The 18,342-nt window shown below is 62.1% G+C and carries 15 protein-coding genes; 9 read left to right on the forward strand and 6 right to left on the reverse strand.

The window, feature by feature from the left end; genetic code table 11:
- Positions 1–75: 75 nt before the first annotated feature.
- Positions 76–1,488, forward strand: coding sequence for an MORN repeat-containing protein (locus tag ROS217_RS18910; RefSeq protein ID WP_009819407.1), 1,413 nt, complete (start codon positions 76–78; stop codon positions 1,486–1,488).
- Here the strand turns inward: ROS217_RS18910 and ROS217_RS18915 are convergent, their stop codons facing one another.
- Entirely contained in the window at positions 1,489–3,018 is a 1,530-nt protein-coding gene (locus ROS217_RS18915) for a cryptochrome/photolyase family protein (RefSeq protein ID WP_009819408.1), read from the reverse strand. It lies immediately after the preceding gene.
- Positions 3,012–3,677, reverse strand: a complete 666-nt coding sequence (locus ROS217_RS18920; RefSeq protein ID WP_009819409.1) for an SDR family NAD(P)-dependent oxidoreductase — start codon at positions 3,675–3,677, stop codon at positions 3,012–3,014. The genes ROS217_RS18915 and ROS217_RS18920 overlap by 7 nt, the downstream gene beginning before the upstream one ends.
- 261 nt (positions 3,678–3,938) lie before the next feature.
- On the opposite strand from ROS217_RS18920, the gene ROS217_RS18925 reads away from it, so the two are divergent.
- Positions 3,939–5,531, forward strand: a complete 1,593-nt coding sequence (locus ROS217_RS18925) for a 2-isopropylmalate synthase (protein ID WP_009819410.1) — start codon at positions 3,939–3,941, stop codon at positions 5,529–5,531.
- Positions 5,532–5,853: 322 nt separating this feature from the next.
- On the opposite strand, the gene ROS217_RS18930 is transcribed toward ROS217_RS18925, so the two are convergent.
- Positions 5,854–7,737 (reverse strand): acyl-CoA synthetase, encoded by a 1,884-nt coding sequence (locus ROS217_RS18930; protein WP_009819411.1) that lies wholly within the window; start codon positions 7,735–7,737, stop codon positions 5,854–5,856.
- Between the two features lie 131 nt (positions 7,738–7,868).
- Positions 7,869–8,897 carry a zinc ABC transporter substrate-binding protein gene (locus ROS217_RS18935; protein WP_009819412.1) on the reverse strand — a complete coding sequence of 343 codons (1,029 nt, stop codon included), beginning with the start codon at positions 8,895–8,897 and terminating at the stop codon, positions 7,869–7,871.
- Between the two features lie 107 nt (positions 8,898–9,004).
- Here ROS217_RS18935 and ROS217_RS18940 point away from each other — a divergent pair, with 107 nt between their 5' ends.
- From ROS217_RS18940 to ROS217_RS18960, 5 genes are all read left to right on the forward strand, one after another.
- Positions 9,005–9,493 (forward strand): Fur family transcriptional regulator, encoded by a 489-nt coding sequence (locus ROS217_RS18940; RefSeq protein ID WP_009819413.1) that lies wholly within the window; start codon positions 9,005–9,007, stop codon positions 9,491–9,493.
- Positions 9,484–10,245 carry a metal ABC transporter ATP-binding protein gene (locus ROS217_RS18945; RefSeq protein WP_040651738.1) on the forward strand — a complete coding sequence of 254 codons (762 nt, stop codon included), beginning with the start codon at positions 9,484–9,486 and terminating at the stop codon, positions 10,243–10,245. Before ROS217_RS18940 ends, ROS217_RS18945 begins: the two co-directional genes overlap by 10 nt.
- The gene (locus ROS217_RS18950) at positions 10,245–11,054 is read left to right on the forward strand and encodes a metal ABC transporter permease (protein ID WP_040651740.1); all 810 of its coding nucleotides are present in this window, start codon (positions 10,245–10,247) and stop codon (positions 11,052–11,054) included. Before ROS217_RS18945 ends, ROS217_RS18950 begins: the two co-directional genes overlap by 1 nt.
- Before the next feature lie 87 nt (positions 11,055–11,141).
- Positions 11,142–12,158 (forward strand): Fe(3+) ABC transporter substrate-binding protein, encoded by a 1,017-nt coding sequence (locus ROS217_RS18955; RefSeq protein ID WP_009819416.1) that lies wholly within the window; start codon positions 11,142–11,144, stop codon positions 12,156–12,158.
- 80 nt (positions 12,159–12,238) lie between these two features.
- Positions 12,239–14,203 (forward strand): sensor histidine kinase, encoded by a 1,965-nt coding sequence (locus ROS217_RS18960; protein ID WP_009819417.1) that lies wholly within the window; start codon positions 12,239–12,241, stop codon positions 14,201–14,203.
- A 5-nt stretch (positions 14,204–14,208) separates the two neighbouring features.
- On the opposite strand, the gene ROS217_RS18965 is transcribed toward ROS217_RS18960, so the two are convergent.
- A complete protein-coding gene (locus ROS217_RS18965) occupies positions 14,209–15,597 on the reverse strand; it encodes a bifunctional enoyl-CoA hydratase/phosphate acetyltransferase (RefSeq protein ID WP_009819418.1) in 1,389 nt (462 codons plus the stop codon).
- A gap of 39 nt (positions 15,598–15,636) precedes the next feature.
- Positions 15,637–16,587, reverse strand: coding sequence for a GlxA family transcriptional regulator (locus tag ROS217_RS18970; RefSeq protein WP_009819419.1), 951 nt, complete (start codon positions 16,585–16,587; stop codon positions 15,637–15,639).
- A gap of 124 nt (positions 16,588–16,711) precedes the next feature.
- On the opposite strand from ROS217_RS18970, the gene ROS217_RS18975 reads away from it, so the two are divergent.
- The gene (locus tag ROS217_RS18975) at positions 16,712–17,416 is read left to right on the forward strand and encodes a GntR family transcriptional regulator (RefSeq protein ID WP_009819420.1); all 705 of its coding nucleotides are present in this window, start codon (positions 16,712–16,714) and stop codon (positions 17,414–17,416) included.
- Positions 17,417–17,424: 8 nt separating this feature from the next.
- Positions 17,425–18,342: a dihydrodipicolinate synthase family protein gene (locus ROS217_RS18980; RefSeq protein WP_040651743.1), complete on the forward strand. Its 918-nt coding sequence runs from the start codon at positions 17,425–17,427 to the stop codon at positions 18,340–18,342.

Below are 18,342 nucleotides of genomic sequence, written 5' to 3' on the forward strand. Positions count from 1 at the left end.
TGTCAGCCCCTGCCCCGTCCTCTAGATTTGGCGCAGCCGCCGTATCATCGGGCGGGATCGGGCATCGGGGCAGATATGAACTTTTCGCGCACAAGAGCCATCCTTCTGAGCATCGCCCTCAGCGCCGCCAGCATGGCCGCCGCTCAGGACGCCGAGGTCCAGACCAAGCAATATGACGATGGTGGCATCTATGAGGGCACGTTCAAGGACGGGCTGCAACATGGCACCGGCACCTACACCCTGCCCAATGGCTATGAATATACCGGCGACTGGGCCGAGGGTGAAATTCGCGGCACGGGTGTCGCCCGCTTTCCCAATGGCTCGGTCTATGAGGGCGAATTTGCACGCGGCAAACCCAATGGCATCGGCAAGATCGTGTTCACCGACGGCGGCACCTATGAGGGCGCGTGGGAGGATGGCAAGATCACCGGCCAAGGCGTGGCAATCTACGCCAATGGCGTGCGCTATGAGGGCGGTTTTCTCAATGCGATGCACCACGGACGTGGCCGGATGCAGAGCCCGGGCGGCTATATCTATGACGGCGATTGGGTCAATGGCGTCAAGGAAGGCATGGCCAAGATCACCTATCCCGATGGCGCCGTTTACGAAGGCGCGGTTGCGCGCGGCGCGCGCGAGGGGATTGGCACGCTGACCATGCCCGACGGGCTGATCTACGAGGGCACATGGCGCGCCGGAGAGATTGACGGCAAGGGCAAGCTCACCCAGCCCAATGGCGATATCTATGAGGGCGATCTTGTCGCGGGGCGGCGCGAAGGCATGGGCCGCGTCACCTATGAGAATGGCGATCTCTATGAGGGTGCCTTCAAGGATGACCGCCGCCACGGTCAGGGCACGTTTACCGGCACCGATGGCTATCTCTATGAGGGCGAATGGGTCGCGGGCAAAATCTCGGGTCAGGGGCGCGTGACCTATCCCGATGGCTCGGTCTATGAGGGGCAGTTCCGCGACGATCTCGCCAATGGCGAAGGGCGCATCACATACCCTGACGGCTCCACCTATGAAGGATCATGGGTCGGCGGCGTGATCGAGGGCACGGGGCGTGCAACCTACCCCAACGGTCTCGTCTATGAGGGCGAGTTCGAGAATGCCCGCAACCATGGCTCCGGGGTCATGACCTACCCCGATGGCTATCGCTATGAGGGCGACTGGCAGGACGGTCAACGCCACGGCACCGGCACCGCGAGCTATCCCGATGGCACGATCTATGTCGGAGAATTCGTCGACGGTCAGCGCCACGGGCAGGGCAAGATCACCATGCCCGATGGCTTTGTCTACGAGGGCGAATGGCAGACCGGTGAAATTTCGGGGCGCGGCGTGGCCACCTACACCAATGGCGATGTCTACGAGGGCATGTTCCGCGCCGGCAAACGGCAGGGCGAAGGCACCATGCGCTATGCCAGCGGTCAAGAGGCCAGCGGCACATGGGACGACGGGGCCCTGTCCGAAAACACCACCCAGACCGAGTGATCAGACGGGTCGGCCTGCGTCCAGATCGCCCAGCACCCGCGCGGCCTCGTCCAGAACGGCCGCGCGCCGTGTCTCCTCCATCTTGTCCCATGTGCGGTAAACCGGCCCCATGCGCGGATTACGCCCGAATCGCCCCCTGTGCCGGATCAGGAAATCCCAATAGAGCAGGTTGAAGGGACAGGCGTTCTCGCCGGTCTTCTCCTTGACCGAATAGGCGCAGGACCGGCAGTAATCCGACATCTTGTCGATATAATTGCCAGAGCTCACATAGGGTTTGCTGGCAATGATGCCGGCATCGGCAAACTGGCTCATGCCGATCACATTCGGGGCCTCGACCCATTCAAAGGCATCGGCATAGACCGCCAGATACCACTCATGCACCTGCGCGGGGTCAATCCCGGCTAGAAGCGCGAAATTGCCCGTCACCATCAGCCGTTGAATGTGATGCGCATAGGCCTCTTTTGCCGTCGTCCCAACCGCATGGGCAACACAGGTCATGCGCGTCTCGCCCCCCCAGAACATCGCGGGCAAGTCGCGCCTGTGCCCGAGCGCATTGCGCGTCACATAGTCCGGCCCCTCGCGGAAATAGAGGCCGCGCATATATTCGCGCCAGCCGATCACTTGCCGGATATAGCCTTCGCCGGCATTGATCGGCACCCGGCCTGCTTGCCATTCCTCTACAACACGGGCGCAGATATCGGTCGGGCTGAGCAGGCCGATGTTCATGTAGATCGAAATCACCGAATGATGCAGAAACGCATCCCCTTCCAGCATGGCATCCTGCGTGTCACCAAACCCCGGCAGCAGATGCAGCGCGAAATGGTCAAACGCCTGCGCCGCGTCGGCCCGCGTCACTCCAAACCAGAACGGATGCAACGCGCCAAAATTCCCGGCAAAGCGCGATTCGACCAGATTTAGCACCTCTGCCGTGATCTTATCCGGCTCAAACCGGAGCGGCCCCTCGCGTAGCAAATCGGCCTGCGCCCGCTTACGGTTGTCATGGTCAAAATTCCACTTGCCCCCCGCCGGTTGGTCGCCCTCCATCATCAGCCCGGTCTTGCGCCGCATCTCGCGGTAAAAATACTCCATCCGCAATTCCTTGCGCCCCTCCGCCCAGCGGTCGAACTCCTCCAATGAACAGATGAACCGATCATCGGGCAGTTGCCGCAGCGTCAAAGGGGCATCCGATAGGGCCGCAATCAACCGCCATTCCCCCGGCTGTGTGGCGATCACCTCGCCTGCACCGTACTCCTCTGCCCGCCGGATCAACTCCCCGACAATCGACGGCATGGCCTCGGGATCATCCAGCCGCGTATAGGCCACCTGCCAGCCATCGGCCTGTAACTCATCGGCGAAATGCCGCATCGCCGACAGGATCAGCGCGATTTTCTTGGGATGGTGCGGCACATAGCGGCCCTCGTCCATCACCTCGGCCATGACCACCACGTCGCGCACCTTATCCGCCGCGCGCAGCGCCGACAGATCAAGGCTCAGTTGATCCCCCAGCACCAAAATCAGCCGTGTTACCATGGCACGGGTTTCCCCTGCCAATCAAAGAACCCACCGCTCGCCTCGGGCCGCAACCCGTCGATGACGCGCAGCAGGTTTTCCGCCGCCTCTGCCGCGGGCACCGCCGGGTGCCGCCCCAGATATTTGCGGGTAAACGCGGTCTCGACGGTGCCCGGATGCAGCGCCACGCAGATCGCCCCCCGGTGACTGCGCCCCAGTTCAATCGCGCCAGTGTGAATCATCTGATTGAGCGCCGCCTTGGCGCTGCGGTAACTATACCAGCCGCCAAAATTATTGTCGCCAATCGACCCCACCCGCGCCGAAAGCGCGGCAAAGACCGCCCGCCCCTCGCGCGGCAAGAGCCGGACACTGTGCTTGAGCACCAAGGACGGCCCGACGCAATTGAGCGCGAATTGATCCATCATCGCCTGCGCGCTCACCTGCCGCAGCGCCTTTTCCGGCTCCGCCCCGGCAATTTCCAACGCGCCCGTTGCGACCAGTATCAACTCATACGGCCCCTCAAGCCGCCCAAGCGCCGCCGCAATCGACCCCTCGTCGGTCAGATCAATCCCATCGCCGCTCCGCGACAATCCCGTGACCATCACACCACGCGCCTGCAAGGCGGCGCTCACCGCGCGCCCGATCCCGCCAGAGGCCCCTATGATCAATGCCTTATCCATGCGCCAGACCTAGCCGAAGCCCGCGCCGCTTCAACCCCGATCACCCGTGCAATTTCGGGGTTTTCATCGCCGCACGGCATGCCTATAGTTTCGCCCATGTTGATGCAGGATCATAACACGCACTTGCCCCACGCCCTCCGGCGTGCCGCTCGTGCTGTCCTGCTAGGCCTAAGCCGCCTCTGAGCGTGCCGTCTTGGCGCGACCGCTCAGAGGATGTGCCGTTTCGCGCCGCAGGCTTAGGATTTTTTGAAAGAGACCAACATGACCAACACTTCTAAAGACCGTGTTTCACCACAGGTGACCAAAGACCGTGTCGTAATCTTTGACACCACCTTGCGCGACGGCGAGCAAAGCCCCGGCGCGACCATGACCCATGCCGAAAAGCTCGAAATTGCCGGGCTGCTCGATGATATGGGCGTCGATATCATCGAGGCGGGGTTTCCCATCGCCTCCGAGGGCGATTTCAACGCCGTCAGCGAGATTGCGAAGAACTCGAGGAACGCCGTGATCTGCGGCCTCGCGCGCGCTAATTTCAAGGATATCGACCGCTGCTGGGAGGCGGTGAAACACGCCGCAAAACCGCGCATCCACACCTTTATCGGCACCTCGCCGCTGCACCGCGCCATTCCCAATCTCGACCGCGATCAGATGGCCGAGCGTATCCACGAGACCGTGACACATGCCCGCAATCTCTGCGACAATGTGCAATGGTCGCCGATGGATGCCACCCGCACCGAATGGGATTATCTCTGCCGCACGGTCGAGATTGCGATCAAGGCGGGCGCCACCACGATCAATATCCCCGACACCGTGGGCTATACCGCGCCCGAGGAATCCGCCTCGCTCATCCGCCGCTTGATCGAAACCGTGCCGGGCGCGGATGACGTGGTCTTTGCCACCCATTGCCACAACGACCTCGGCATGGCCACGGCCAACGCTCTTGCCGCCGTCGCAGGCGGCGCGCGCCAGATCGAATGCACCATCAATGGCCTTGGCGAGCGCGCTGGCAACACGGCGCTGGAAGAGGTGGTGATGGCCCTCAAGGTGCGCGGCGACATCATGCCTTATGAGACCGGCGTCGATACCCGCAAGCTGATGAATATCTCGCGCCGGGTTGCCGCCGTGTCGGGCTTTCCGGTGCAGTTCAACAAGGCCATCGTCGGCAAGAACGCCTTTGCCCATGAATCCGGCATCCATCAGGACGGCATGCTCAAAAACGCCGAGACATTCGAGATCATGCGCCCCGAAGATGTCGGTCTCACAGAGACCAATATCGTCATGGGCAAGCATTCGGGGCGTGCAGCCCTGCGTTCCAAGCTCAAGGATTTGGGCTATGAATTGGCCGACAATCAACTCAACGATGTCTTCGTCCGCTTCAAGGAACTCGCCGATCGCAAAAAGGAAATCTACGACGACGATCTTGTGGCCTTGGTCAACGCAGGGGTGGATTCCGAGAACAATCGCTTGCAAATCAAGCATTTGCGCGTGATCTGCGGCACTGATGGTCCGCAACAGGCGACCCTCACGATGGAAATCGACGGGCGCGAGGTTTCGACCGAGGCCACTGGTGACGGTCCCGTGGATGCCACGTTCAACGCGGTCAAGGCGCTCTTTCCGCATGAGGCGCGGTTGCAGCTTTATCAGGTCCATGCCGTGACCGAAGGCACAGACGCGCAGGCCACCGTGTCCGTACGGATGGAAGAGGCGGGGCGCATCGTGATGGGCCAATCGGCGGACACTGACACGGTCGTGGCCTCGGCCAAGGCCTATGTCCACGCCCTCAACCGCCTGCTCGTGCGCCGCGAAAAAACCGGCAGCGATGCCCGCGAGGTCAGCTACAAGGACGTGTCATAACAGCCCATTGAGCGCAGAACTGCAAAGCCCGGATGACAGGATCATCCGGGCTTTTTTTGTCGTTGCTGTGGTCGTATGCGGCTTCCGTTGACCGAGCCGCGCGGTCGCTGGGCCGGGGACTAGCGAAGCAACGGACTTGGCTGCCACTTTATGCCAGCCAAGTCCGTCTAACCTGACAGCCTAACGCTTCCTCTCAGCATCGCTAGGCCGTCACGCCAAAGGTGTGCCGATATATAGCGGCGCACCTTCGGTGCGACGGACGGCCCAGCGATCGCGCGGCGCCCTTCGGGCTTGATTCCGCGCGGGTGGCTCAAGCGCCCCCCTACTCCGCCCAATCCCAAGGCCGCACGAACTGTCCCAGCACATGCCCCACGGCCGCGCTCTCGGCACTGGCGGAGCCAGAAACCTTCGCCACCAGCCCGCGTTTCTTGTCATCCACCACCGATGTCACCCGCGCGGCAATCCCGGCATCGGCCAATGCCGCGTTATAAATCCGCGTGATCGCCAGTTTGCGCAGATCCGGCTTGAATACCTTGCCCACCGCCGTCTTTGGCAATTCCGGCAAGACCTCGACATGTTTCGGCACCGCCGCGCGCTCGTGTACATGCAGCTTGCAATGCTCGAGCAACTCCTCGCCCGTCACCGTGGCCCCGGCCACCAGCTCCACATAGGCGCAGGGGATTTCACCTGCATGCGCATCCGGCTGCCCGATCGCCCCGGCCATCGCCACCGCCTTATGCACCATCAGCGCCTCTTCGATCTCGGCGGGGTCGATGTTATGACCGCCGCGGATGATCAGATCCTTGGCGCGGCCCGTGATCCACAGATAGCCATCCGGATCAATCCGCCCCAGATCGCCGGTGCGCAGATAATCACCATGATAGTAGAGATCCTTGTTCTTGACCGCCTCGGTATAGGTGCCACCGGAAACGACACCGGGGTTCGAGATGCAAATCTCGCCCACCTCATCCACCGCGCAATCCATCGGCCCATCCGCCGTGCCCTTGATGATCCGCACATCGGTATAGGGAAAGGGCACGCCCACCGATCCAACCTTCTTTTCGCCCTCGGGCGGGTTGGCGGAGACAAGGCATGTCGCCTCGGTCAGACCATAGCCCTCGATCACCGCAATGCCCGTGGCCGACTCGAACCGGTTGAACAATTCCATCGGCATCGGTGCCGATCCGGAAAAGGCGTTCCTGACGCTTGAGACATCCGCATCCACCTTGCGCTGCATGAGCGCGGAAACAGCGGTCGGAACCGTTATGATGAAACTGATCTTCCAGCGCTCGCAGAGCTTCCAGAAATTGTTGAACACCCCCTCACCGCGATAGCCCGCAGGTGTCGGAAACACCACATGCGCCCCAGATTTGATCATCGCCATCAAGATCACATGACAGGCAAACACATGGAACAAAGGCAGCGGGCACATCACATTGTCCTGCTCGGTAAAGAGCAGCGTGTGCCCGATCCAGCCATTGTAGATCATGCCGGAATACTTGTGCTGCGCCACCTTGGGCATGCCGGTGGTGCCGCCGGTGTGGAAATAGGCCGCCACGCGGTCGCCCGCGCTATCGGCAAAACTCAGGGTCTTGGGCTGCCGTGCGCTGGCCTTGTTGAAATCCATGCAATCGGCATGATGCTGCACCGGGTTCTTGGGCCGCACGAGCGGCACAATCCAGCTTTTGGGCGGGCTGAGATAGCGGTTGAGATCAATCTCCAGCACCGTATGGACATTCGGCGCATGGCGCACCGCTTCAGCGGTCTTTTGCGCGATATCGGTCTTGGGGAATGCCTTGAGCGTGACCACCACTTTGGCACCGGTCTCGCGGAGAATGGCGCTGATCTGCTCTGGCTCCAACAGCGGGTTGATCGGGTTGACGATGCCCGCGATCATGCCGCCAATGGTCGCCGCCGCCGTTTCCAGACAATTGGGCAGCACCAGAGCCACCACATCGCCTTCGCCCAGCTTGAGGCTGCGAAAGAGATTGGCGGCCTGACAGCACTGATCGTGAAACTGCTGCCATGTCAGGGTCTGCGCCTTGTCGGTGGCCCCGGAAAACAACTGATAGCTGATCGCAGGCCGGTTCGGAAACTTGCCCGCAACCTCGTTCAACATCTGATAGATGGTCTGAGGGCGCTCGCGCGCCGCCCAAGGCATCTCATTCTGAATATCAAGCGCATCCTGCCGCGTCTTGAACGCCATCGGTCCGTCCTCCCTGATTGCCCCCGCGTTCCCGGCGCAGGGTTATTCCTTTCGGGAGAGAATGTGCGGGAATTCACAGGCGCGCAAGTTTAACGCTGCGTTTTGACGAATTCGTCAGATGCAGGGCGTCTCTAGCTTGCCCCGCCAAGGCAGGTCGCCATCGCCCCGGCCATATCCCGAAGCATCTGCGGATAGAGGCCCGGACCCGGCTCTAACTGACTTCCCATCGGGTCAAGCACGCCGTGGGTGGCGGCATCGCCAAACACGGTCTCGACCAGCTTGGGATCGAATTGTGGCTCCGAGAAAACACACTGAATGCCACGCGCCTCGGCCATGTCGCGCAGCGCCGCAACCCGTGCCGGTCCCGGTGCGGCCGCATCGCCCAACGCAATCGCCCCTGCTGCGGTCACGTCAAACGCGTTCTCGAAATACTGATAGGCATCGTGAAACACCAAAAAGGGCTTGTCCTGGACCGGGGCCAACTCTGCCGCGATCTCTTGGCTCAACGCCTCGAGTTCAGCCTGCCCTGCCTCTGCATTCGCGGCATAGGCTGCGGCATTATCCGGGTCATGCTCGGCCAGTTCCTCGGCAATCAGCCGCATCCAGGCCCGCGCGTTTTCCGGAGCAAGCCAGGCATGCGGGTCTGCCCCCTCATGGTCATGGTCGTGGTCGTGATCATGCGCGTCCGCATGCCCCGCCTCTTCTTCTGCATGGTCTTCTGCGTGGTCTTCGCCATGGTCTTCTGCGTGGTCTTCGCCGTGTTCCTCGCCGTGCTCATGCGCCGCAAACTCTACCCCCTCGCGGAACGGCAAGACCTGGCTGCCCGCTGCGCCCAGTAACTCCACCACATGTGCCTCACTGGCCAGCGACTCGATGGCCCCCTCAAGCCAAGGCGTCAGCCCCTCGCCCATCCAGAACACCAGATCAGCCTGCTCCAGCGCCGCCGCCTCTGACGGGCGCATCGCATAGCCATGCGGCGAGGCACCGGGGCGCACGATCACCTCCGGCGCACCCACCCCCTGCATCACCCGCGCCACCAGCGACTGAACAGGCGTAATATCGGTGGCCACCTTTGGTACGTCCGCCATGGCCACCCCGGCCAGTGACACCCCGGCCAGTGACACCCCAAGACTCACGGAGAGTAGAAAACGCATCGGCATGTTAGCCCTCATATGTGATATCATAACATTCAACATCGCTTGATAAATGTAACCCTATAACATATCAACCCCAAAATGATCCCAAGGTGAACCCGTTGGAGGACCAGATGGACACGATCGGATTCGAAGCGCATGACCACAAGGGCTGCGTGCGCGACGCCATCGCGGCGGTCGAGACGCATTGTGCAGAGCACAAGTTGCAATTCACCCCCGTCCGCCGCCGCGTGCTGGAGATCCTGCTCAGCGAGCACCGCGCGATGGGGGCCTATGAGATTCTCGACATCCTGCGCGACGAAGGGTTGGGCTCTCAGCCTCCCGTGGTCTACCGCGCCCTCGATTTTCTCGTGACACATGGCTTTGCGCATAAGATCGAGCGGCTCAATGCCTTTATCGCCTGCACCCACCCCGGACAGAACCACACCCCGGCCTTCCTGATCTGCCGCCAATGCGACGCGGTGGCCGAGGCCCATGCCGAACCCTCCAAGGGCATGTTGGGACGCGCCGCCGCCGACACGGGTTTCGTCATCGAACAGGCCGTGGTCGAGGCGATGGGCCTCTGCCCGAAATGCTGCAAAGGGGCCGCGAATTGCGCCTGATCGAAACCAGAGGGCTGACCGTCTCTTTCAACCGCACAACCGTGCTGTCCGACGTCAATCTCGTCCTCGACCGGGGCGAGATCGTGACCATCGTTGGCCCCAACGGATCGGGTAAATCCACCCTCCTGCGCGCCCTCATCGGGGCACAGAAACCGGCACGCGGCGAGATCATCCGCCGCCCCGGCCTGCGCATCGGCTATGTGCCCCAAAAGCTGCATATCGACCCGACGCTGCCGCTGACCGTCACGCGCTTTCTCGGCCTGCCAAGGCGGCATACTGCAGACCAAACGCGCGCCGCATTGGATCAGGCGGGCCTGCCTGACCTGCGGGATCGGCAGATGGCAGACCTGTCGGGGGGCCAATTCCAGCGCGTTCTGCTCGCCCGCGCGCTCTTGGAAAAACCCGACCTGCTCATTCTCGACGAGGCCACACAAGGTCTCGATCAACCCGGCTCCGCCGCCTTTTACCGCCGCATCGAAGAGGTGCGCCGCGAGTTTGGGTGCGGCGTGCTGATGGTCAGCCACGAACTCCATGTGGTGATGAGCGCGTCTGACCGGGTGATCTGTCTCAATGGTCACATCTGCTGCGAAGGCCACCCCGAGGTTGTCGCGCAGGCTGATGAATATAGGGCGATTTTTGGCACTGGAACCCAAGGCGCACTGGCGCTCTACCGGCATGAACACAACCACGCCCATGATCATGACCATGATCACTCCCACGATCACCCTCATAGCCACGAGGCCGCCGAATGATGCTTGATGATTTCATGGTCCGCGCCGCCCTCGCAGGTCTTGGCGTGGCGCTGGCCGCCGCCCCCTTGGGCAGCTTTGTCGTCTGGCGGCGCATGGCCTATTTCGGCGATGCCACGGCCCATGCGGCCATCCTCGGGGTGGCGATGGCGCTGGCGTTTTCCGTGTCGGTCTTTGTCGGCGCACTGGCGATGTCGCTGATCATGGCCACCACCGTTTCAACCCTCTCGGGCCGCGGCTTTGCCATGGACACGATGCTGGGCGTTCTGGCGCATTCGGCACTGGCCTTTGGCCTCGTCGCGGTGTCGTTCCTCTCAGGCGTGCGAATTGATCTCATGGCCTATCTCTTTGGCGATATTCTGGCCGTCAGCCGGGGGGATCTGCTGGTGATCTGGGGCGGTGCGGCGCTTGTTCTCAGCCTCCTCGCCTGGCGCTGGCAAGCACTTTTGACCACCACGCTCAGTCCTGATCTGGCCTGGTCGGCAGGCATCGACCCGCGCCGCGAACAGCTTGTGCTGACCCTGGCGCTGGCAGTGGTGGTGGCGGTGGCGATCAAGGTGGTGGGCGTGCTGCTCATCGCCGCAATGCTGATCGTCCCCGCCGCTGCCGCCCGCCCCCTCGCCATCACGCCCGAGCGTATGGCGGTCATCGCCACGCTCATCGCGAGCACCTCGGCACTGGGCGGATTGCGGCTGTCTTTTCACTTCGACACGCCGACCGGGCCGACCATCGTCTGTGTTGCGGCGCTGATCTTTGCCACGACCACGCTGATCGGCAGCGGCTTGCGGCAGCGCGGACCGGCATCCGACTAAAACTGTCAGAAATTACCATTGACTCTTTTAGTCAGAGATACGAGAGATACCCCATCAAATCACTCGGATACCTTGAAAGGACTCTCGATGCACCCGATCAAAGCCGCCCTGAGCGTGACTGCGCTCTTCGCCCTGACCGCCCCCGCACTGGCGCAAGAGGTCAATCTCTATTCCAGCCGGCATTACGATTCGGACAATGCGCTCTACGACGCCTTCACCGAAGAAACCGGCATCAAGATCAACCGGATCGAGGGCAAGGAAGCCGAACTGATCGAGCGCATGAAAGCCGAGGGCGCGAATAGCCCGGCGGATGTGTTCATGACCGTGGACGTGGGCAATATCTCGCGTGCTGTGGACGAGGGTCTGTTGCAGCCTTTCGACTCCGACCTGATCGAGACCAATGTCGCGGCCAACCTGCGCCACCCGGACAATCTCTGGACCGGCCTCTCGCAGCGCTCGCGCATCATTTTTTATGCCAAGGACCGGGTCGACGCCCCGCCCCAGACCTATGAAGAGCTGGCCGATCCGAAATACAAGGGTCAGATCTGCATCCGCTCCTCGTCGAATGTCTACAACCAGTCGCTGCTGGCCTCGATCATCGAAGTACATGGCGAGGAAGTGGCCAAGGATTGGGCCGAGGGCATCGTCGCCAACATGGCGCGCGCGCCCGAAGGGGGCGACACTGACCAACTGCGCGGCATCGTCTCGGGGGAATGCGACATCGCCGTGTCGAACACCTATTACTTTGCCCGCGGCCTCGCCGGTGATGTGGACGGGCTGACCAGCGGCATCGACGGCATTGGCTGGGTCTGGCCGAACCAGGACGACCGCGGCGCGCATATGAACCTCGTGGCGGCCGGCATCACCGCCCATGCGCCGAACCCGGACGAGGCGATCGCTCTGCTTGAGTTCCTCGCCAGCGAGACCGCGCAGGCGCAATTCGCCAATGCCAACAACGAATTCCCGGTCCTCGCCGGTGTCGATATCGGTGAGCATGTGAAAGAGCTGGGCGAATTCAAGCCGGACAGCACCACGCCCACCGCCTCCTTTGGCGCCAATGCGGCCGCGGCTCAGGCGATCTTCAATCAGGTCGGCTGGAACTGATCCGTCAGCGGCCAAGCGCGATTGCGCGACCTGCATGATTGACCTAAAGTCGGGCTCCTGAACAGGGGCCCGATTTGCATATGACATCCGTCCGGCTGCGATTGCTGATCTTGGCACTTCTGCCGCTGGTGGTTCTGATGCCGCTCCTCTTGCTGGTGGCGATCAATCGCTGGTCCGCCAATTACGACAGCCTGCTGATCACCAATGTCACCAGCGATCTGCGCATCGCCAATCAGTATCTGCAACGCATCCTCACCACCACGGGCACCGAAGTGACCGCTCTCGCGCGCTCGCTCAACTTTGACGCGGTGGCACAAGGTGATCCGGCAGACATGTCGGCGTTTCTCGACACGAACCGACGCAGTCTCGGGCTTGATTTCCTCTATTACCTGCCCCTGCCCGAGGCGCGGCGACGCGGGGTCGACTGGCCGGTGATCGACACGGCCGCCAAGGGTCGCCCGGCCACAGAGATTGACATTTTTTCATCCCGCGATCTGGAAAACCTGCCCGACACCGGCCAAAGCCTCGCCACCCGCGCCGTGGTGCCATTGGTCTCGACCCGCGCTGCCGTCCCCACCAACCGCAGGGTTGAGGATCGTGGCATGGTCGTTCACACCGCCACACCGGTCAGCACGCGCGGGCGAGAGGGCATTCTGGTGGGCGGGATTCTGCTGAATCGTAACCTTGATTTCATCGACACCATCAATGCTCTGGTCTACCGCGACACGGGACGAACAGGCGACCGGCAGGGCACCGCGACACTCTTTCTCGAGGATGTGCGCATCTCAACCAATGTGCGGCTCTTTGCGGATGAGCGCGCGCTTGGAACGCGGGTGTCAGCCGCGGTCCGGGGCACGGTTCTGGACGAAGGGCAGACTTGGCTCGATAGCGCCTTTGTGGTCAATGACTGGTATATCTCGGCCTACCAGCCCCTCATCGACAGCTTTGGGGACCGGGTCGGCATGCTTTACGTCGGCTTTCTTCAGGCACCCTTTGATGCGGCCAAGCGCAATGCCTACCTGCTGGTTCTCGCGGCCTTTCTGATCGTTCTCGCCGTCAGCGCCCCCCTCTTTCTGCGTCTCGCGCGCACCATCTTTGCCCCGCTCGAACGGATGACGCGGACCATGGAACGGGTCGAGGCCGGGCATCTCGACGCCCGTATCGGTCCCGTCGCCGCGCGTGATGAAATTGGCACCGTGGCCGCCCATCTCGACAGCCTGCTCGATCAGGTGCAGGAACGCGACCGCGCCCTGCGCGCATGGAACGACGCGCTCAATGCCCGCGTCGAGGCGCGCACAGCCGAGTTGCGCGAGGCCAATGCCAAGCTCGAGATCACCTATCAGCAATTGGTGATGTCCGAAAAGCTCGCCTCCATCGGCGAAATCACGGCAGGCGTCGCGCATGAAATCAACAACCCCGCAGCGGTCATTCAGGGCAATCTCGATGTGATCCGCCAGACACTTGGCGCCGGGTCCTTGCCCGTCATCACCGAACTTGACCTCATCGACCGGCAAGTCGGGCGGATCAGCGCGATCGTCGGCAAGCTCTTGCAATTCGCGCGCCCCGGCGAATTCGGCACCTTCGAGGAAGATGTCGAGATTGCCTCGGTCCTGCGCGATTGCCTTGTGCTGGTCGATCACGTTGTTGCCAAGGCGGGCGTCACGGTGGTGATCGACGCGCAGCCCGACACGCCGCTGGTGCGGATCAATCCGGGCGAATTGCAGCAGGTGATCATCAACCTCGTGACCAATGCGGCTCAAGCCATGAAGACGGGGGGACGGCTGGCCGTGACAACACACGCCGAGTCTCGCGAGGGGCATCCGGGCGCCGCGCTGATCGTGGCCGACAGCGGGCCCGGCATCCCCGAGGACAAGCTGGCGCTGGTGTTCGACCCGTTTTTCACCACCAAACAGGGCGAGGGCACGGGGCTTGGCCTCTCGGTCAGCCAGACCCTGATCCGACAGGCGGGCGGCCTCATCACAGCCCGCAACCGCCCCGAGGGCGGCGCGGAATTCACCGTCTGGTTGCCTGCACAGGTGGGCTGAGGGCCTTAGCCCTGCCGCATGCCTCTCGCCTGATAAAGCGCCGCCACGGCGCAGGAGGCCAGCCGCGCCATATCATCATCCGCCCGCGAATTGAGAATGATCGGCACCCGCGCGCCCAGCACCAGCCCCGCCGCCTCGGCATGGGCAAGATAGGTCAATTGCTTGGCCAGCATATTGCCCGCATCGAGATTGGGCACGACCAGAATATCCGCGCGCCCCGCCACAGCCGAGGAAATCCCCTTGATGCGCGCCGCCGCAATATCGACCGCATTGTCCATCGCCAGCGGACCATCGACCAACCCGCCAGTGATCTGCCCGCGCTCCGCCATCTTGGACAAGAGCGCGGCATCCATCGACGACGGCATATCGGGATTGACCGTCTCGACCGCCGAGAGCACGCCGACCTTGGGCAATTCGATCCCGAGGCTGAGGGCGAGATCAATCGCGTTCTGCACGATATCGACCTTGGTGCGGAGGTCGGGGGCAATGTTAATGGCCGCATCCGTGACCATCAAGAGATGCGCCAGCCCCGGCACATCCATCACAAAGATATGGGTCAACCGCCGCCCGGCGCGCAGGCCAAGCGCCTTGTCCAGAACGGCGCGCAACAGTTGATCGGTGTGCAGATGCCCCTTCATCAGCGCCCCGGCCCGCCCCGCATGCACCAGCGCCACGGCACGCCGCGCGGCGGCTTCGGGGTCGGCTTCCGCGATGATCTCGAGTCCCGTCAGATCAGCGCCCAGTGTCACCGCCGCCGTTGCAATTCGTCCCGGATCACCAATCAGGATCGGCTCGATCAATGTATGCGCCCGCGCCAAGAGCGCGCCGCCTAGGGAATTCGGCTCTTCGGGACTGACGACCGCTGTGACCAGCGCTGCCAAAGGCTCCGCTTGCTTGAGCAGTTTCTCGAAATGCCGATGCCGCTGCACAATCAATCCCGGCAAATCGTGGCTCGAATAGTTCAGTTTGCGGCGCGGTGCCTCGACCACCGCCACGCCAGACACGATCAGCGCGTCATCCCGCAGACGGCGCACCTCGGTCGCCAGGGTGACGGTAAAATCTTTCTCGGATTTGTCCGTCACCGTGACCCGACTCTCCAATTCATCCCCCGCATGGGCATGATTATGGAACACAAGACTCTGCGCGCGGTAGAGCGTCCCCGCCCCCGGCAAGAGATTTCCCAGCACAGCAGACACCAGCGATCCCAGAAACATCCCCGGCACGAAGGCCTCTGGCTGACCATCGCCATCGCCGTCGAGATCATAGAGATGCATCGGGTTGTGATTGCCCGAGACATTGGCAAACACCAGCAGATCATCCTGCGTGCAGAGCCGCCGAAGGCTCTGGCTCTCGCCGATCTGCAACTCGTCAAAGGTGCGGTTTTCGATCTTCATGGCCTGCGCCGTCCTGTTCCCCGGGCCGGGCACATCCCGTCAACTCAAACGCCCGCGTTGCTGCATAGGAGTGACACCATAGGCGGATTTGTAAACCCGCGAAAAATGGCCAGGGCTCTCGAATCCGCAGGCAATGGCGATTTCCACCACCGAGGCCTCAGACTGAATCAACAGATGACGCGCCCGATCCAGACGCAGATCCATAAAGAATTTCTTGGGGGAGGTGTTCAGACACTTACCAAACAGTCGCTCCAACTGCCGGGTGGAAATGCAAAGCTCCGACGCGATTTCCGCCGGGCTGAGCGGGTCTTCGACCGTCTCACGCATCCGGGCAATCGCCTTGCTCAGATGGGCATTGCGGATGCCATTGCGCGATTGCAATGAAATGCGCTGCGCCACGCTTGCCTCGCGGACCGAGGCATAGACCATCTGATCGGCCACCGCGACGGACAGATCATAGCCGTGATCGCGCTCGATGAGGTGCAGCATCAGATCCGCCGTCGCCGTCCCGCCCGAGGCGGTCATGTGCCGCTCATCCGCGACAAAGACGTTGCGCACCAGATTGACCTCGGGAAACCGCTCCATAAAGGCATCGTGATAATCCCAGTGGATCGCGGTTTTCATGCCATTCAGAAACCCTGCCTCCGCTAGAATCCACGCCCCTGAACAGAGCGCCCCAATCGGCGTTCCATGCCGATGGGCGCGCCGCAGCAGGGTCTGCAACCGACGCGTGCCATGCGCCCGCATGTTGATCCCCGACAGCACGAACAGCAGGTCGCAGGGCGGCACGCTTTCGAATCCCTGATGCACAAGCGTCACAGACCCGTTGGAACAGGTCGCCTGCGCACCACCCTCAGACAGAAAGGACCAGCGATAGAGCGCCTTGCCACTGATCAGGTTGGCGATGCGCAACGGCTCGACCGCGCAGGAAAACGCCAGATGCGAGAATTCCTCGACCAGAACAAAGGCGAAATGCTGCGTGTCAGACATGGCGGGCCCATCGGCTGTGACTGGTTCTCTATGGGATGAATTTTTCAATTACACAATATAAATTTCTTGCGTATACAGTTTGTATTTAGTAAATCCAACCCACAGTCCCCAAAAGGAGCCCCCAATGGCCGCGAAGGATCGCAAATCCGCCCTCGCCGCGCATCTCAAGGAATCGGTGCTCACCACCGTCTTGCGCCCCGGCGAGGATCTTGATGAAGTGGCGCTCTGCACCAATTTTGGCCTCTCCCGTACGCCCGTGCGTGAGGTGTTTCGCGAATTGGCCGGGCTTGGCTATATCGACCTGCGTGACAATCGCGGCCCGCGCGTCTCGGACCTCTCGCACACCACCCTGCGCGATTTCTTTCTGGCGGCCCCGATGATCTATGGCGCCATCCTCCGGCTTGCCGCACGCAACGCCTCAGAGCTTCAGGTCGCCGCCCTGCGCGCCGCACAGGACGCATTTCGCGCGGCCCTGCGCAGCGGCACCCCCGCCGAGCGGACCCTCGCCAACACCCGCTTTCACGAGATCACCGGCGAGATGGCGGGCAATGTCTTTCTCCTGCCCTCGTTCCAGCGCCTGCTGATCGACCATGCCCGCATCGGCATGACCTTCTACCAGCCCCAGACCTCCGAGATGGTGGAAAACCTTTCTGAGGCCAGCGCGCAGCATGATGCCATCATCGACGCCATCGCAGCGCGTGACGAGGCCACCGCCGCGCAATTGGCCGAAGATCACTGGAACCTGTCGCGCAACCAGATCGAACGCTTCGTGATGCCTGCGGCACTCGATGTGCCTATGGGCAATCTTGCCCGCTCCACCCCCGCATGAGGACCGCCATGACCCCGATATTCAGGTTCGACGGGATCTATACCCCCGTCATCACACCCTATAACGCCGATGGATCGGTCAACCATGACGCCCTCTCAGACGTGATCGAACATCTGATCGCGGCGGGGGTGCATGGCATCATCTCGGGCGGCTCCACCGGCGAGAATTACGCCCAGACCGTTCAGGAACGCGTCGATCTCGCGCGTTTCGCCCATGCCTGCATCAAGGGGCGCGTGCCGCTTGTCATAGGCACCGGCGCGATGCTGACCGATGATTCCATCGCTCTGGCGCAAGCCGCACGCGACATCGGTGCCGATGTGATCCTCTTGGCCAGCCCGCCCTATGCGGTGCCCACGGATCGCGAGAATGCGCTGAATGCGCTCGCTATCGACCGCGCCGCGAACCTGCCGGTGATGCTCTATAATTATCCCGGTCGCACCGGCACGATGATGGGCGAGGAATTTCTAGACCGCGTCGGGCGCAGCCGCAATTTCTGCGGCATCAAGGAAAGCTCGGGCGATATCAACCGCGTACACCTATTGGCGCGCGACTATCCGCACATCCAGCTTGGCTGCGGCATGGACGATCAGGCGCTGGAATTCTTTGCATGGGGCGCGCCCTTCTGGGTCTGCGGTGGCTCCAACTTTCTGCCACACGAGCATATCGCGCTCTACAACGCCTGCGTGGTCGAGGGGAATTTTGCCAAGGGACGACGCATCATGTCGGCCATGCTGCCACTGATGCATGTGCTGGAACAGGGCGGTAAATTCATCCAGACCATCAAGCATGGCGTGACCATGACCGGCATCGACGCAGGCATCATGCGCGCACCGCTCAAAGGGCTGAACAAGGACGACAAACGCGCCTTGGAACAGGTCGTGCGCGTTCTCAAAACCACCATTGCAACCATCACGGCGGAGGGCTGA

This window comes from Roseovarius sp. 217 (assembly GCF_000152845.1).
Lineage (GTDB): Bacteria > Pseudomonadota > Alphaproteobacteria > Rhodobacterales > Rhodobacteraceae > Roseovarius.

Coding starts and splice junctions, on each gene's coding strand:
- ROS217_RS18940 (WP_009819413.1), top strand. CDS start 9,005: ATGGACACGATCGGATTCGAAGCGCATGACCACAAGGGCTGCGTGCGC.
- ROS217_RS18910 (WP_009819407.1), top strand. CDS start 76: ATGAACTTTTCGCGCACAAGAGCCATCCTTCTGAGCATCGCCCTCAGC.
- ROS217_RS18925 (WP_009819410.1), top strand. CDS start 3,939: ATGACCAACACTTCTAAAGACCGTGTTTCACCACAGGTGACCAAAGAC.
- ROS217_RS18935 (WP_009819412.1), bottom strand. CDS start 8,897: ATGCCGATGCGTTTTCTACTCTCCGTGAGTCTTGGGGTGTCACTGGCC.
- ROS217_RS18920 (WP_009819409.1), bottom strand. CDS start 3,677: ATGGATAAGGCATTGATCATAGGGGCCTCTGGCGGGATCGGGCGCGCG.
- ROS217_RS18915 (WP_009819408.1), bottom strand. CDS start 3,018: ATGGTAACACGGCTGATTTTGGTGCTGGGGGATCAACTGAGCCTTGAT.
- ROS217_RS18960 (WP_009819417.1), top strand. CDS start 12,239: ATGACATCCGTCCGGCTGCGATTGCTGATCTTGGCACTTCTGCCGCTG.
- ROS217_RS18975 (WP_009819420.1), top strand. CDS start 16,712: ATGGCCGCGAAGGATCGCAAATCCGCCCTCGCCGCGCATCTCAAGGAA.
- ROS217_RS18955 (WP_009819416.1), top strand. CDS start 11,142: ATGCACCCGATCAAAGCCGCCCTGAGCGTGACTGCGCTCTTCGCCCTG.
- ROS217_RS18970 (WP_009819419.1), bottom strand. CDS start 16,587: ATGTCTGACACGCAGCATTTCGCCTTTGTTCTGGTCGAGGAATTCTCG.
- ROS217_RS18930 (WP_009819411.1), bottom strand. CDS start 7,737: ATGGCGTTCAAGACGCGGCAGGATGCGCTTGATATTCAGAATGAGATG.
- ROS217_RS18950 (WP_040651740.1), top strand. CDS start 10,245: ATGCTTGATGATTTCATGGTCCGCGCCGCCCTCGCAGGTCTTGGCGTG.
- ROS217_RS18965 (WP_009819418.1), bottom strand. CDS start 15,597: ATGAAGATCGAAAACCGCACCTTTGACGAGTTGCAGATCGGCGAGAGC.
- ROS217_RS18980 (WP_040651743.1), top strand. CDS start 17,425: ATGACCCCGATATTCAGGTTCGACGGGATCTATACCCCCGTCATCACA.